This is a genomic window from Streptomyces sp. 8K308 (assembly GCF_004348315.1).
Classification (GTDB): domain Bacteria; phylum Actinomycetota; class Actinomycetes; order Streptomycetales; family Streptomycetaceae; genus Streptomyces.
In genome coordinates this window covers 1-13,445 of sequence record NZ_SMKC01000186.1, presented here as the reverse complement: position 1 = coordinate 13,445, position 13,445 = coordinate 1, and the positions used below count along the sequence as shown (strand labels likewise).

The 13,445-nt window shown below is 74.5% G+C and carries 12 protein-coding genes; 3 read left to right on the top strand and 9 right to left on the bottom strand.

Features of this window, described 5'->3' with window-relative positions; all coding sequences use genetic code 11:
- From E1265_RS23000 to E1265_RS22985, 4 genes are all read right to left on the bottom strand, one after another.
- Window positions 1-1,042, bottom strand: a 1,042-nt coding sequence (locus E1265_RS23000) for an ATP-binding cassette domain-containing protein (RefSeq protein WP_132932890.1), incomplete at its 3' end; no start/stop codon positions are given.
- On the bottom strand, window positions 1,039-1,884 hold the full coding sequence (locus E1265_RS22995; RefSeq protein WP_132932888.1) for an ABC transporter permease subunit: 846 nt from the start codon (window positions 1,882-1,884) through the stop codon (window positions 1,039-1,041). The genes E1265_RS23000 and E1265_RS22995, both read right to left, overlap by 4 nt.
- Entirely contained in the window at window positions 1,881-2,888 is a 1,008-nt protein-coding gene (locus E1265_RS22990) for an ABC transporter permease (RefSeq protein ID WP_347877236.1), read from the bottom strand. Before E1265_RS22990 ends, E1265_RS22995 begins: the two co-directional genes overlap by 4 nt.
- Window positions 2,873-4,423 (bottom strand): ABC transporter substrate-binding protein, encoded by a 1,551-nt coding sequence (locus E1265_RS22985; RefSeq protein WP_132932886.1) that lies wholly within the window; start codon window positions 4,421-4,423, stop codon window positions 2,873-2,875. Before E1265_RS22985 ends, E1265_RS22990 begins: the two co-directional genes overlap by 16 nt.
- A gap of 125 nt (window positions 4,424-4,548) precedes the next feature.
- Here E1265_RS22985 and E1265_RS22980 point away from each other — a divergent pair, with 125 nt between their 5' ends.
- Complete coding sequence (locus tag E1265_RS22980; protein WP_132932884.1) at window positions 4,549-5,979, top strand: MATE family efflux transporter; 1,431 nt, start codon at window positions 4,549-4,551, stop codon at window positions 5,977-5,979.
- Window positions 5,980-6,003: 24 nt separating this feature from the next.
- Here E1265_RS22980 and E1265_RS22975 read toward each other — a convergent pair whose 3' ends face one another.
- Together E1265_RS22975 and E1265_RS22970 are read right to left on the bottom strand one after the other, a co-directional pair.
- A complete protein-coding gene (locus tag E1265_RS22975; RefSeq protein WP_132932882.1) occupies window positions 6,004-6,675 on the bottom strand; it encodes a response regulator transcription factor in 672 nt (223 codons plus the stop codon).
- Complete coding sequence (locus E1265_RS22970) at window positions 6,672-8,018, bottom strand: ATP-binding protein (RefSeq protein WP_132932880.1); 1,347 nt, start codon at window positions 8,016-8,018, stop codon at window positions 6,672-6,674. The genes E1265_RS22975 and E1265_RS22970 overlap by 4 nt, the downstream gene beginning before the upstream one ends.
- 132 nt (window positions 8,019-8,150) lie before the next feature.
- On the opposite strand from E1265_RS22970, the gene E1265_RS22965 reads away from it, so the two are divergent.
- Both E1265_RS22965 and E1265_RS22960 read left to right on the top strand, forming a co-directional pair.
- On the top strand, window positions 8,151-9,560 hold the full coding sequence (locus E1265_RS22965; RefSeq protein WP_165953845.1) for a PspC domain-containing protein: 1,410 nt from the start codon (window positions 8,151-8,153) through the stop codon (window positions 9,558-9,560).
- Window positions 9,557-9,826, top strand: a complete 270-nt coding sequence (locus tag E1265_RS22960) for a hypothetical protein (protein ID WP_132932876.1) — start codon at window positions 9,557-9,559, stop codon at window positions 9,824-9,826. The genes E1265_RS22965 and E1265_RS22960 overlap by 4 nt, the downstream gene beginning before the upstream one ends.
- Here E1265_RS22960 and E1265_RS22955 read toward each other — a convergent pair.
- From E1265_RS22955 to E1265_RS22945, 3 genes are all read right to left on the bottom strand, one after another.
- The gene (locus E1265_RS22955; protein WP_132932874.1) at window positions 9,810-11,090 is read right to left on the bottom strand and encodes a hypothetical protein; all 1,281 of its coding nucleotides are present in this window, start codon (window positions 11,088-11,090) and stop codon (window positions 9,810-9,812) included. The two genes, E1265_RS22960 and E1265_RS22955, sit on opposite strands and share 17 nt — an antisense overlap.
- Window positions 11,091-11,237: 147 nt before the next feature.
- The gene (locus E1265_RS22950) at window positions 11,238-12,245 is read right to left on the bottom strand and encodes a C40 family peptidase (protein ID WP_243741029.1); all 1,008 of its coding nucleotides are present in this window, start codon (window positions 12,243-12,245) and stop codon (window positions 11,238-11,240) included.
- A gap of 234 nt (window positions 12,246-12,479) precedes the next feature.
- A complete protein-coding gene (locus E1265_RS22945) occupies window positions 12,480-13,265 on the bottom strand; it encodes a thioredoxin domain-containing protein (protein ID WP_132932870.1) in 786 nt (261 codons plus the stop codon).
- Window positions 13,266-13,445 lie beyond the last annotated feature (180 nt).

Sequence of the window (13,445 nt, the reverse complement as noted above, 5' to 3'; positions counted from 1 at the left end):
GGTTGAGGGCGCCGAGCGGGTTCTGGGGGACGAGTTGAACGCGCCGGCGCTGCTCGGGGGTGCGGCGGCGGGCGGTGCCGGCCAGTTCCTGGCCGTCCAGGGTGAGGCGGCCGGCGTCGCCGGGTTGGATGCCGGCCAACACGCGCAGCAGGGTGGTCTTGCCGGAGCCCGAGGGGCCGATCAGCGCGGTGGTTGAGCCAGCCCGTGCCGTGAAGTCGACGGCATCGAGGGCGGGTCGGCCGGCGGATCGGCCACGCGCCGGGAAGCGGAACGAGACGCCGCTGGCGACCAGCCGCCCGTCGCCTGCCGGCGACGGCCGCGGTGCCGGCACCGATGCGCCGACCGTGCCGGCGACGGCGGGGGTGAGCGTGGGCCTCGCCAACTCCACCGCGTCGTCGGCCCAGCGGCGAACCAGGGCCGGGTCGTGGCTGGCGAGCAGGACGGTCAGTCCTCGCTCGTCGGCCAGCCGGCGCAGCAGCGCGCCGATCCCGTCGCGGAGGTCCGTGTCGAGCCCGGCGGTTGGTTCGTCGAGCAGCAGCACCTCGGGGTCCCTGGCCAGCGCCCTGGCCAGGGCGACGCGCCGCTGCTGGCCACCGGAGAGCTCGACGACCCGGCGGTTCTCGATGCCCTCGACGTCGGTGAGCCGGCACTCCGCCAACAGGTCGCGCGGCGTCTCCGGTCGTCCGGCGGGGAGGAGTTCGGCGATCAGCCGGCCGACCCGCATGCGCGGGTTGAGCGCGGACCCCGGGTCCTGTCCGACGAAGCCGACCCGGTGCCTGCGCAACGCCCGCAGCCGGTCCTGGGCGAGGGCGTGCACGTCGTCGCCGAGCACCCGCACGCTTCCGGAGTCGATCCGGCCGCCGGGCGGCAGGGCGCCGATCAGGGCCCGCAGCAGGGTGGTCTTGCCGCTGCCCGAGGCGCCGGTGAGTGCCGTGACCCCGCCGCGCGCCACGCGGAGGGTGACGTCGGACAGCAGGGGCCCCGTGTTCGGGGTGCCGATGGTCAGGTCCGTGACGTCGACGGCGATGTCGGGTCCTGTCATGCGGTGACGGTCCGTTCGCTCAGGGGGTGGTGGCGGGCCAGGGCGGCGCTGGCGAGGTTGACGCTGACGGCCAGGACGCTGATGGCGATGCTCGGCGCGATCACGGCCCAGGGGTTGAGGAGGATGCCGGGGGCGTTCTCCTTGACCATCAGCGCCCAGTCGGCGGCCGGTGGTTGGGGGCCGAGTTGGAGGAAGCCGGCCATGGAGGCGATGTAGACGCCCTCGACGAACCGGAGGCCGAAGAGGGTGATCACGGTGGACCGCAGGTTGGGCAGGATCTCCCGGAACGCGAGGTGGAGAAGGCTCTCGCCGTTGGCGGTGCCCGACTCGACGAAGCCGGTGGTGGCGAGGGGCGCGGCGGCGCCGGCGACGATCCGGCTGGCGTAGGGGGTGCCGAGCAGCACGGCGGCGACGATCACGGCGGTGCGTCCGCCGCCGGGCCAGGCGAGCGCGAGCAGCATCACGCCGAGCAGGGGCGGGAGGAGGATGGCGAAGTCGGTGGCGCGTTCGATGGCGCGGCCGAGCCGGGGGCGGAGGGTGGCGACGCAGCCGATCAGGGTGGCCAGCAGGGTGACGGCGAGCGCGATGACGAGGGCGCTGCCGATGAGCTCTCCGCCGCCGTGCAGCACCCTGCTCAGCACGTCCCGGCCGAGCAGGTCGCCGCCGAGCGCGGCCGCGCCGCCGGGTTCGGCGTAGGGGGCGGTGACGGGCGTGTCCTCCGACTCGGGGGCCAACCAGGGCCCGCAGATCGTGAGCAGGCCGAGGACGAGGGCGGGCGTGGCCAGGATGAGTGCTCGACGGCCGGCCGGGCGGTGGGGAGGCGTCGCGGGCGCGGCCGTCACGGTCGACCTCCCAGGGTCCTGGCGCGGATGAGGTCGGCGATGAGGAGCACGAGGGTGACGGCGGCGCCGGTGCAGGCCACGGCGCCGACGATGACCGGCGTGTCGCGGTCGGCGATGGCGCCGCTGAGCACGGTGCCGACGCCCGGGTAGTTGAACAGCGACTCCACGACCACGGCGCCGCCGAGGAGCATGCCGGTGGAGGTGGCGAGGCCGGCGGCGATGGTGGGCAGGGCGCCGGGCAGCGCGTGCCGCAGCAGCACCCTGGCCGACGGGAGGCCGTCGAGGTGGGCCGCCTCGACGTGCGGCAGGGCGGCCTGGTCGGTGAGGGCGGCGCGCACGATGCGGGCGTTCCAGCCGATCTGCGGGATGGCCAGCGCCAGCACCGGCATGAGCAGCATGTTCCACGAGGTGATGGAGCCGTCGGCACCGGTCATCGTGGTGGCGGGCAGCCAGCCGGTCCACAGCGAGAGGGTGAGCAGCAGGCCCACGGAGATGACGAACTCGGGCAGTGCGATGGCCACGGTGCTGGTGAGGCTCACGGCGCGGTCGAGGGGGCCGCCGCGGCGCAGGGCGGCGCGGCAGCCGAGCGTCAGGGCGACCAGCACGGTCAGGCCGAGCGTGAGGCCGCTGAGCAGCAGGGTGTTGGGGAAGGGCGTGGCGAGCAGGTCGGTCACCGGTTCGCCGCGGGCCGAGGTGCCGAGGTCGCCACGGGGCAGGCCGCTCAGCCATTCCCAGAGCCGCTGCCACACGGGCTGGTCGAGGCCGAGCAGCCGGCGTCGTTCCTCGGCGGCCTCGCCGCGTTCGCCGGTGGCCGTCGCCGCGTCGCCGGGCAGCAGGTCGACGGCGAGGAAGACGGCGACCAGCAGGAGCAGCAGGATCGCCGCCCGGCGCGGCGCCAGGAGCAGCCATCGAAGCGGACCGGCCAGGGTGCGGCGCCGGACCTGGCCGGCCCCGGCCGTGGTCCGGTCGGTCGCCGTGGCGGCGTCGCTCAACGCGACAGCCACACGCCCTCGAGCTGGACCCGGCCGTAGCCGGGCAGCTCGGGAAGGGCGTTCACCTTGTCCGTGGCGAGGTCGATGCCGTCGGCCATGCCCCACAGCAGGTAGCCGGAACGCGCGTGCTCGATCTCCTGGAGGTCGTGCAGGGCGGCCGCGCGGTCGGCCTCGTCCGCGGTCTCCATGACCCGGTAGTACGCCGCGTCGAACTCCTCGTCCGACCAGCCGCTCTCGTTCTGCCCCGATCCGGTGATCATGGTCTTGGAGGCGTAGAAGAGGACGGAGTCGTTGGTGCCCCAGTAGGTCATGTAGAGGTCTCCCTGGAGCCAGGTGTTCTCGTAGAAGGCGCCGGACTCCTCGGTGACCACCTCGATCCTGAGGTCCGCCTCCCTCGCCTGGTTGGCGAAGAGGGTGGCCGCCTCGGAGAGGCCGGCGATGTCCTCGGTGGTGACGAGCTGGTAGGTGCGGGAGAGGTCGAAGCCGCTCTCGGCGAGGAGTTCCCTGGCCCGGTCGAGGTCGCGGACGCGCTGTGGGATGTCGGAGGCGTAGTTCGGGTCGGCGGTGCCGAGGATGTCGTTGGCCACGCTGCCGTAGCCGGAGAGCACCTGCTCCACCATGGCCTCGCGGTCCACGACCAGCTTGAGGGCCTCGCGCACCCGCGGGTCGGCGAAGGGGCCGTCCGCGGTGCGCATCACCACCGGCATCGCCATGTCGTCGGGGCGGCGGATCACCCGGATGTCCTGGCGGGACTCGGCGGTGCGGGCGGCGACGGGGCCGGCGTTGGAGGCCAGGTCGATCTGGCCGGCGAGCAGGGCGTTGGTCATGGCCTGCGCGGTTTCGAACATGGTGACCTCGATCGAGTCGAGGTAGACCTCGCCGCCGTACCAGTCGTCGTTGCGCAGCAGCCGGGCGTTGCCGTCCCGGAACCAGTCGAGCCGGAAGGGACCGGTGCCGGGCGCCGAGGCTATCTGGTCATCCGGGGTGTCCTTCTTGAGCACGAAGGTGGTCAGGCGGGTGAGCAGCGGCAGTTCGGCGTTGGGGTAGTCGGAGACCAGGGCGACCGTACGCTCGTCGTCCGCAGTGATGTTCTCGGACGCGATTCCGGGCAGTCGGGCGGCGCCGGCCGGGGTGTCGCGCAGCCTGCGCAGCGACCAGACGACGTCGTCGGCGGTGACCGGGGTGCCGTCGTGGAACGTGGCGCCCTCGGCGATGGTGAAGCGCCAGGTCCGCAGGTCCTCGGAGGATGTCCAGTCGGACGCGAGGCGGGGGACGGTGTTGTGGATCGCGCCGGGTGCGGTGAGGGTGTCGTAGACGAGGGCGAGGATGAGGTAGTCGCTCTCGTTGCCCTGGGTGCCGTGCGGGTCGCGGGTGATGGCCGAGGCTCGGCCGAGCGCGCCGACCCGTAGGATCCCGCCCCGCTGCGGCTCGCCGCCGGCGGGGGCGGCGTCCGTGGCGTCGTCGTTCGCGTCGCCGGCGCAGCCGGCCAGCAGAATGGCGGTGGCGACTCCGCCGCCCGCGCCCAACAACTCTCGCCTGCCGAGCATCCGCTGTTCCTTTCACCCGTGCCGCCGTGGTGGCGGCACCGTCGCACCGTGATCGCCCTTCGGTAAGGCTTGCCTATCCTAAGCAGGTCATCCGGGTGGTGGATACACATGGTTCAGTGGAGCGCGTGACAAAGGCGCCTATCTCCCGTCTTGCCCTCCTCGTGGAGGACAGTAAGTCCCTCGCCACCCTCGCGGTCCCGCTGACCCTCACCCAACTCGCCCAGGTCGCCCTGAGCACCACGGACACCGTGATGCTCGGCATGGTCGGCACCGGCGAGCTGGCCGCCGGCGGCCTCGCCCTGGTGATCTTCAACCAGGTGCGGACCATGGGCGTGGGCCTGATCACCGCGGTCGGCAACCAGATAGCCGCCGCGGCCGCCAGGGCCGAGGGCGGGGAGGACGGCGGCGATCGGGGCGCGGCGGAGATCCGGCGGATCGTCCGAGCCAGCCTGGCGCTCGCCACCGCCGCCGGCCTGGTCGGCGCCGGCCTCATGGTGCTGATCGGCCAGTTCCTCGACCAACTCGGGCAGGACGCCGAGGTGGTGGCCGACACCCGCCGCATGCTCCTCGCACTGGCCCCCGGCCTCGTCCCCTGCCTGTGGTTCCAGGCGATCCGTCAGTTCACCGTCGGCATGCGGAGCCCACAGGCCCTGCTGCGCATCACCCTGGCCTCCATCGTCGTCAACGCCGCCCTCAACGTGCTCCTGATCCACGGCCCAGGACCGGTGCCGGCGCTGGGACTCGCCGGCGTCGGCCTGGCCACCAGCCTGGTCCACCTGCTCACGGCAGCCGCCCTGTACCTCTCCGCCCGGCGGGACCCCGAGCTGGCACCGCTGCTCGCCCTGGACGTCCTCCGGGCGGACCGGGCCACGCTGCGCCGCCTCTGCGCCCTCGGCCTACCGGTCGCGGTCACCTACGGCTCGGAGGCCGGGTTCTTCTCCCTCACGGCCCTGCTCGCCGGTTCCTTCGGCAGCGCGGCACTCGCCGCCCACACCGCCGTCAACCAGCTGATCTACATCGTGTTCCAGGTCGCGGTGGGGCTCTCGCACGCCTCCTCCATCCACGTCAGCCGCGAGATCGCACTCGGCCGGCCGCGCGGCGCGGCCCGGGTGCGGGACGCGGCGCTGGCGACCGCGGGCGCGGTGATGACCCTGGTCGCGGTGGTCTACGTGACCGCGCCGACCCTGGTGCTCGCGCCCTTCCTGGACACCACGGCCGCCGACGCGGGCGGGGACGACGCGTTCTCCATCGCGCGGAACCTGCTCCTGGTGGCCGCCGTGCTCCAGTTCTTCGACTGCGCCCAGAACATCGGCATCGGACTGCTGCGCGGCCTCGACGACACCAGGAGCGGCCTGCGCCACACCCTCGTCGGCTACTGGCTCGTCGGCCTGCCCGTCGTCTGCCTGCTCGCCTACGGCACCGGGCTCGAACTCACCGGCATCTGGCTCGGACTGCTGCTCGGCCTGGCGGTGACGGCCACTCTCCTCCTCAACCGGTACCGGCTCAGCCTCGCCGCCCTCCCCGACCAACCACGAGCGACGCCCCGGACGACCTAGCCCCGGTTCGCACGGGAGGCGAGGCTAGACGAGGCGGCGGGCGGTGGCCCAGCGGGTGAGTTCGTGGCGGTTGGAGAGCTGGAGCTTGCGGAGGACCGCCGAGACGTGGCTCTCGACCGTCTTCACCGAGATGAACAGCTCCTTGCCGACCTCCTTGTACGCGTAGCCGCGGGCGATCAGGCGCAGCACCTCGCGTTCGCGCTGGGTGAGGCGGTCCAGGTCCTCGTCGACGGGGGCGGCGTCCGAGGAGGCGAAGGCGTCGAGGACGAAGCCGGCCAGGCGCGGGGAGAACACGGCGTCGCCGTCCGAGACGCGGAAGATCGCGTCGATCAGGTCGGCGCCCGTGATGGTCTTGGTGACATAGCCGCGGGCGCCGCCGCGGATCACGCCGATCACGTCCTCGGCGGCGTCGGAGACCGACAGCGCGAGGAAGCGGATCGGACGGTCGGCGGCCGACGTCAGGGAGGCGCAGCGGCGCAGCACCTCGACCCCGCCGCCGCCCGGCAGGTGCACGTCGAGCAGGACCACGTCGGGGCGGGCGGCCTTGATGACGGTGGCCGCCTGGTCGGCGTCGCCGGCCTCGCCCACCACCTCGACGCCGGTCTCCGCGGTCTCGCCGATCTCGGCCCGCACCCCGGCGCGGAACATCCGGTGGTCGTCGACCAGGACCACTCGGGCGTGCCTGTCCACAGTCATTCCGTTCGCTCCATCGTCAGCTCTACCTCCGTGCCCTCGCCCGGCGTCGACCGCACCCGGGCCGAGCCGCCGTGACGCCGCATCCGGCCGATGATGGACTCGCGCACGCCCATCCGGTCCGCCGGCACCGCCTCCGGGTCGAAGCCGGGTCCACGGTCGCGGACCGACACGAAGACCGTGCGCCCCTCCACCTCGGCGAAGACCCGCACCGGGCCGCCGTCGCCACCGTACTTGGCCGCGTTCACCATCGCCTCACGGGCCGCCTGGAGCAGTGCCCCCAGCGGTTCGTCCACCGGGCAGTCGCCCACGCACACCACCTCGATCGGCACCCCGTGGTGGTCCTCGACCTCCGCGACGGTGGCGCGGACCGCCTCGGCGAGGGTGCGCGGCTCGTCGTCGGGCTCCTCGCTCGGCGGTTCCGCCGACTTGTAGAGCCAGGCCCGCAGCTCCCGCTCCTGGGCCCGCGCCAGCCTGGCCACCTCGCGGGCGTTCTCGGCGTTGCGCTGGATCAGCGTGAGGGTGTGCAGCACCGAGTCGTGCACGTGCGCGGCGACCTCGGCCCGCTCCTGCGCCCTGATCCGCATCGTCCGCTCCTCGGACAGCTCCTGCACCACCCGCACCAGGTAGGGGCCGACCAGCAGCGCGATGCCCACCACCACCGCCACCGAGGCCTGCGCCACCAGGCTCAGGCTCTCCGCCGACTCCGGGCTCTGCCCCACCACGAAGCCCGCGACGCCGCCGATCACCAGCGCCGCGCCGGCCGCGCTGCGCACCAGCGGCAGCCAGCGGCTGCGCTTGGTCGCCTCGGCCCAGCGCGCCCGGCGCGCGTTGTCCGCCTGCCGCCACACCACGGCGGCGCCGGTGCCGATCACCAGCAGCGGCCACAGGTAGCCGGCCGAGATCGGCACCCGGATGTTGACGCCGAGCACCGAGAGCGCGCACACCATCATCAGGAACGCGGCCAGCTGCCGCTTCTCCGGGCGGTGCGGGCGGTGCAGCCTGGCCAGGCCCCGGCGGATCACGGGCTCGGGGGCCGCCGCCGGCCGCTCCGGCACGCCGAGCGGCACCACGAACCAGAACAGACCGTAGAGCACCACGCCGAGACCGTTCGCCATGGCCAGCACGAAGAACGCGAGCCGCACCCAGGACACCGGCAGCCCCACGTGCCCGGCCAGGCCGCGCGCGACGCCGCCGAGCCAACGGCCGTCCACGCTGCGGTACAGCTTGCGCAGGGGCTGCTCCTCGGGCCCGGGCCCGAGACCAGGGCCGCGGGCGGGACCGGGGGCGGCCGACCGTGCTGCGGGCGGCGCCTTGGGGGGCGCCGACGGTGGTGCGGGGGTCATGCCACCGATCGTCACATGCCGGGGGCCCGCCTGGCATCAGGGTGTACCCGCACGATTCCCCCAGGGCGTTCAGGGGACCCTCGGGGGCGCCCCGGATTCCGTCACGGCTCCTGGCCCGCCACCATGGTGGGCATGACAGAGCACGTGGTGGCGCCGCCGGCGCCGCCGGAGGAGCGCCTGGCACGCAGCCGCCGCCACAAGGTCGTCGGCGGCGTCTGCGGCGGCCTCGGCCGGTACTTCAACCTCGACCCGGTGGTCTTCCGGGTGCCCGTCGCCCTGCTCTCGGTCGTCGGCGGCGTCGGCCTCGTCGCCTACGGACTCGCCTGGCTGCTGATCCCGTTCGAGCGGGAGGACGAGAACGAGGGCCGCCGGCTGCTGTCCGGACGCGTCGAGGGGCCCGGGCTCACCGCCCTGCTGTTCATCGTCGCCGGCTGCGGGCTGCTGCTCACCACCCTCGGCGACGGTGGCGGCGTCGCCTGGTTCTCCGTGCTGATCTTCGGCGCCCTGGCCGGCACCGCCTCCTGGTCGAGGCGGCGCGGCGAGCAGGCCGTCGCCACGAGCCCGCGCGGCGTCGCCGAGGTGGTCGCCGAGGCGCCGCCCGAGGCGCAGGCGCCCCCCTCGCCGCTCGGCCCCTCCTGGTGGCAGGGGACGGCCGCGCAGCCCTCCGGCTACCTGTGGGGCCCGGCCGACGCCAAGCCGGGCGACTACCAGCCGAGCCAGGGCCCCGGCGCCCGCCCGCCCCAGGAGGGCTGGCCGCCGGTCGAACGGCCGCCGGCCAGGCGGCGCGAGTGGCCGTTCAGCGCGCTGGTGCTGCTGCTCGCCCTCGTCGCCTGCGCGTCGGGCACCGCGCTCGCCTGGAGCAGCGAACCGCTCGGCGCCGCCCTGTCCGTCGGCCTCGCCTGCGCCCTCGCGGTCCTCGGCCTCGGGATGGTCTTCAGCGCCTTTCGCGGCCGGCTCGGCGCCGGCACGGTCGCCGCGGTCATCGTCACCAGCGTGCTGCTCGGCGCCGCCTCGGTGCTGCCGGACAACATCACCACCAGCGTCACCACCCCGACCTGGCGGGTGACCTCGGCCGACCGGCTGCGCCCCGACTACGTGGTGGGCAGCGCCGACGCCCGCCTCGACCTGACGGCCCTCGAGGTGCCCGCCGGGGAGCGCCTCAGCACCCGGGTCGAGGCCGGCGCCGGCCAGATCACGGTGCTTGTGCCGGCCGACGTCACGGTGGAGGTGCGCGCCGACGTCACCGTGGGCGCCTTCACCTACCGGACCATCCCCGACGACGATGGACCGCCCGTCCGGGTCGAGGACTTCGACGGCGGCATCGACGTGAACGGCAGCCACACCTACGGGCCAGCGCCCGGCTTCGAGGCCGGCGGCACCATCGAGCTCGACCTGGAGCTCGGCGTGGGCCACGCGACCGTCCGGCGCATGGCGGTGCCGACTGAAACCACCGGGCCGACTGAAACCACCGGGCCGACTGAAACCACCGGGCCGACTGGAACCACCGGGCCGACCGAAACCACCGAGGAGGCCACCCCGTGATCGACCGGCACCGCTTCGAACCGGCCCGCCTCCTGCTCGGCATCGGGCTGCTGCTGGTGGCCGTCGCCCATCTGGAGCGGGCGCTCGGCGACGACGAGTCGCTGCCGCTGCCGGTGCTGCTCGCCCTGCCAGGCGTCGTGCTGCTCGTCGCCGCCGCGGTCGCGGTCGGCACGCTCATGGTGCGCCACTCACGGCGCCGGCGGCGCGACGCCGAGGCGCCGGCCGAGACGGCGCCGGAGCCCGAGTTCGTCAGTCAGACACGCTGATCGTGTACGCGCCGGACTCGGTGCCGGCGGCGGTGATCACCCGCACGTCCACCCGGCCCGCGTCCACCTCGGCCGGCACCGGCACCGTCAGCCGGGTGTCGGACGGGCAGCTGAACCCGCCCGCCACCGGCACCAGCGGCACCGGCACGTGCACGCCGCCGATCCGCACCACCGTCTCCGCCAGCCGGTCGGCCGACTCGGCCCCGGCCGGCACGAAGCCGCTGCCGCGGATCTCGAGTTCGTCCCCGTGCCTGATCGGCGCGTGCAGCTCGCCCGGCTCCCGCACCCGCACGATCGACTGGATCACCGGCCGCCCGCCCTCGGTGTACTTCGCCGCCACGTAGGTCAGCGCCGACACCGCGACCAGCAGCGCTACCGCCCACGGCAGGTCGGGCAGCTCGTCCGGGTGGCGGGCGAGACGGGTCGCCGCCAGCGCCAGCGCCGCCGCGTTCACGAGCACGTACTGCGCGTCAGGGAAGCTGCCGCGGCGGCCGTCGTCCGTCAGCAGGTCGGTGGCCCGTGGCCGCGCCGCCCGCACCTTCTGCATCCGGAAGCCGCGCACCCGGGTGGCCACCGTGTGCCGCACCCACACCGTCACGGCGCAGGACAGCGCGACGGCCGTCAACAGGCCGCCGCCGTGCGCCACGTCGAAACCGTCGAGCAGCGCCGCGCGCCGCTCGGCGTCGCCGGTGCCGGCCAACGTGACCGCCAGCACAAGCACCGCGTACCCGGCGAGCAGCAGCCAGGCCGCGGACACCGCGCGCGACGTCGACAGGCGGTTGTCCTCACCGACCAGCGGGGCGAGCACCCCGCCCCTGGCCCGGTGCAGCCAGGCCGTCGACGCCAGCGGGACCGCGAGCAGCACCGCCGCGAGCAGGCCCGCCGTCCGCGACAGCGTCCAGCCGGTGCCCACCGCCGTCAGCGCCTGGCCGAGGAGCAGCGCGACCACCGACGAGCAGATCACCGCGACGCTGCGCACCGCCGTCCGCGCGAGCCAGACCGAGCCGGCGAGCTGGGCGCGCTCCGAGACCTCACGGGCCGAGCGCGTCAACTCGTCCGATATCCACTGCCTGGTGGCCTCCGGCGAGTACGCCACGGCCTCGGGTATCCCGGTGCCGGAGGCCAGGTCGTCCCTGCGGCGCCGGAACGCCTCCACCGCACGCCGGTACCCGGGGCCGGCGCCCACCGGGCAGTCGCCGCACGTGCAGTCGCTCGCGTGCGGGGTCGCCGGTGCGGCGCTGCCGCGGGACGCCTCGACGGCCACTGTGTTCCCTGCCCCCTGCCGTGCGCGCGGTGCCGTGGCGCCGCTGCCCCGGTTGAATGGTGAGTTCGTTGATGGTGAGTACGGTGAGAAGGATTGTGCCCTACCGCACCCGCCCTACCGCACCCGCCCGGCGGGACGTGGCCCGGCTCAGCCCGGCCGGACGGCGGCCACCAGCGGCATCGAGTCGACCGGGGCCAGGCGCACCGGGGCGCCGGGGCGTGAGGCGTGGACGATCTGCCCGTCGCCGACGTACATCCCGACGTGGCTCAGCCCTGGGTAGTAGAAGACCAGGTCACCCGGGCGCAGCGCGTCGCGCGAGACGCGGGTGCCGGCGTCGGCCTGGCTGTAGCTGGTGCGCGGCAGCGAGACGCCGGCGGCGCGCCAGGCGGCCTGGGTGAGGCCCGAGCAGTCGTACGCGTCGGGCCCGGTCGCGCCCCAGCCGTACGGCTTGCCGAGCTGCGCGTAGGCGAACGCGACGGCCTGCGCGGCGCGCCGGCCTGGCGCGGCCGGCAGGGCGGCGGCCGCGTCGCCGGCCGCGCGCGGGGCGGCGGACCGCTCCTCGGCCAGCGCGGCGGCGCGCTCGCCCGCGCTGAGCGTGGCGAGCAGCCGCTCGGCCTCGGCCAGCCGCGACTCCACGCGCTCGCGCTGGTCGCGCGCCGCGCGCTCCGCCTCCTCGAGCGCGGTGGCCTGCTCCTCGGCCTCGGCGCGCAGCCGCTCCACGTCGCGCAGCCGGTCCTGGACGCCGAGCAGCGCCCGCGCCTGCCGGTCGCCGCTGCGGTCGAGCTGGGCGGCGCGGCCGAGGAACTCGTCGGGGTCACTGGAGAGCGCGAGCTGCACGGAGGCCGGCAGGCCGGCGGCCCGGTACTCGGCGCTGGCCTGCGAACCCAGGGCGTCCCTGGCGCGGTTGAGCTCGTCGGTGCGGCGCGCCGCCTCCTCGGTGAGGCGGTCGAGCTCGCGCCGCGCGGCGGCGGCCGCCTCGGTGGCCGCGTTGAACTCCTCGGTGGCGACCTCGGCCTCGTGGTGCAGCGCGTCCACCCGATCCCGCACCTCGGCCGTGGACGGCTGCGGGTCGGCCAACGCCACCCCGCCGAGCGCGCTGGCCGCGCCCGCGAGCGTGAGGGTGGTGGCGGCGGTGCGGATGGGTTTTCGGTACACGGAGGCGGCGGACGGCCGCCAGAGTCTCCTGCGATGCTGGGCCATGGCCCAGGACGCTAAACCTCGCCGTGGGGCCAACCGGCCATACGACCGGGATTGATGGCAATCACCTGGATTCCCCTGATTAGCGGCGGGAGTTGCACGGATGAGTGACCGAAAGGTTCCGCTGCGTGTGCGGAATTGATCGTCAATCCGGTTCTCAATCCGGTTGTCAATCCGTTGTCAATCCGGTTGTCAATCCTGGGAGGCGGCCTCCGCCGCCGCGTCGATCGCGGCGCGGAACTCGTCGAGCGGCTGCGCCCCCTGCAACGGCTGCCCGTTGACGAGGAACGCCGGGGTGGCGCTCACGCCCAGGCTCAGCGCCTCGTTGGTGTCCTGGGTCATCGCCTCGGTCGCCGCCTCGGACTCCATGTCGGCCAGGAACCGGTCGACGTCCTCGACGCCGGCTTGCTGGGCAAGCTCGGGCAACCGGTCCTCGGCGAACCGGCCGTCGTTCTGGTGGAACTCCTCGCCGAGGGCGACCTCGTAGAACTCCCAGAACCTGCCCTGCTGCCCCGCCGCCCACGAGGCCCGCGCGGCGGCGTCCGACTCGGGGCCGTTGATCGGGAACTGCCGGAACTCGATGCGGAGCACGCCGGAGTCGACGTACTCCTGGACGATGCTGTCGTGGGTGTCGCGGGCGTGGACCCCGTCGAAGGCGCTCTGGAAGTCCGTGTACTGCAGCATCACGACGGGCGCGTCGACATCGCCGAGCGCGTACGGGTCGTCGGCGACCCGCCGCTCCAACGCCTCGGCCGGATTCCCCTGGGGCGCGGTCGGCGTCTCCTGCGCCGTGGGGCTCCCGCCACCGCCGCCTCCGCCGAGGGCGGAGACGGCCCCGACGACCAGCGCACACACCAGCAGCGCGGCCAGTGCGACCACGCCGAACCGCACCGGAGCGGGGCGCCTGGCCGGCGCGGGCTTGGCCGGCCCGGGCCGCTGCTTGCTGTTCTTCGGCTTCCTGCTGCGGGACACGGGCATGCGCCCCAGCGTAAGCGGTACCGCTACGCGCTCGGCGCCGGCCACAGTGTGCTTGCGCTTGCGCTGGCGCGCGGCCCCAGGCCCGGGTACCGGGCGGCGAAGCCGCCGGTGCCCGGGCCTGCGGCCGTGTCGGCCTGCGGCCGTGTCGGCCTGCGGCCGTGTCGGCCTGCGGCCGTGTCG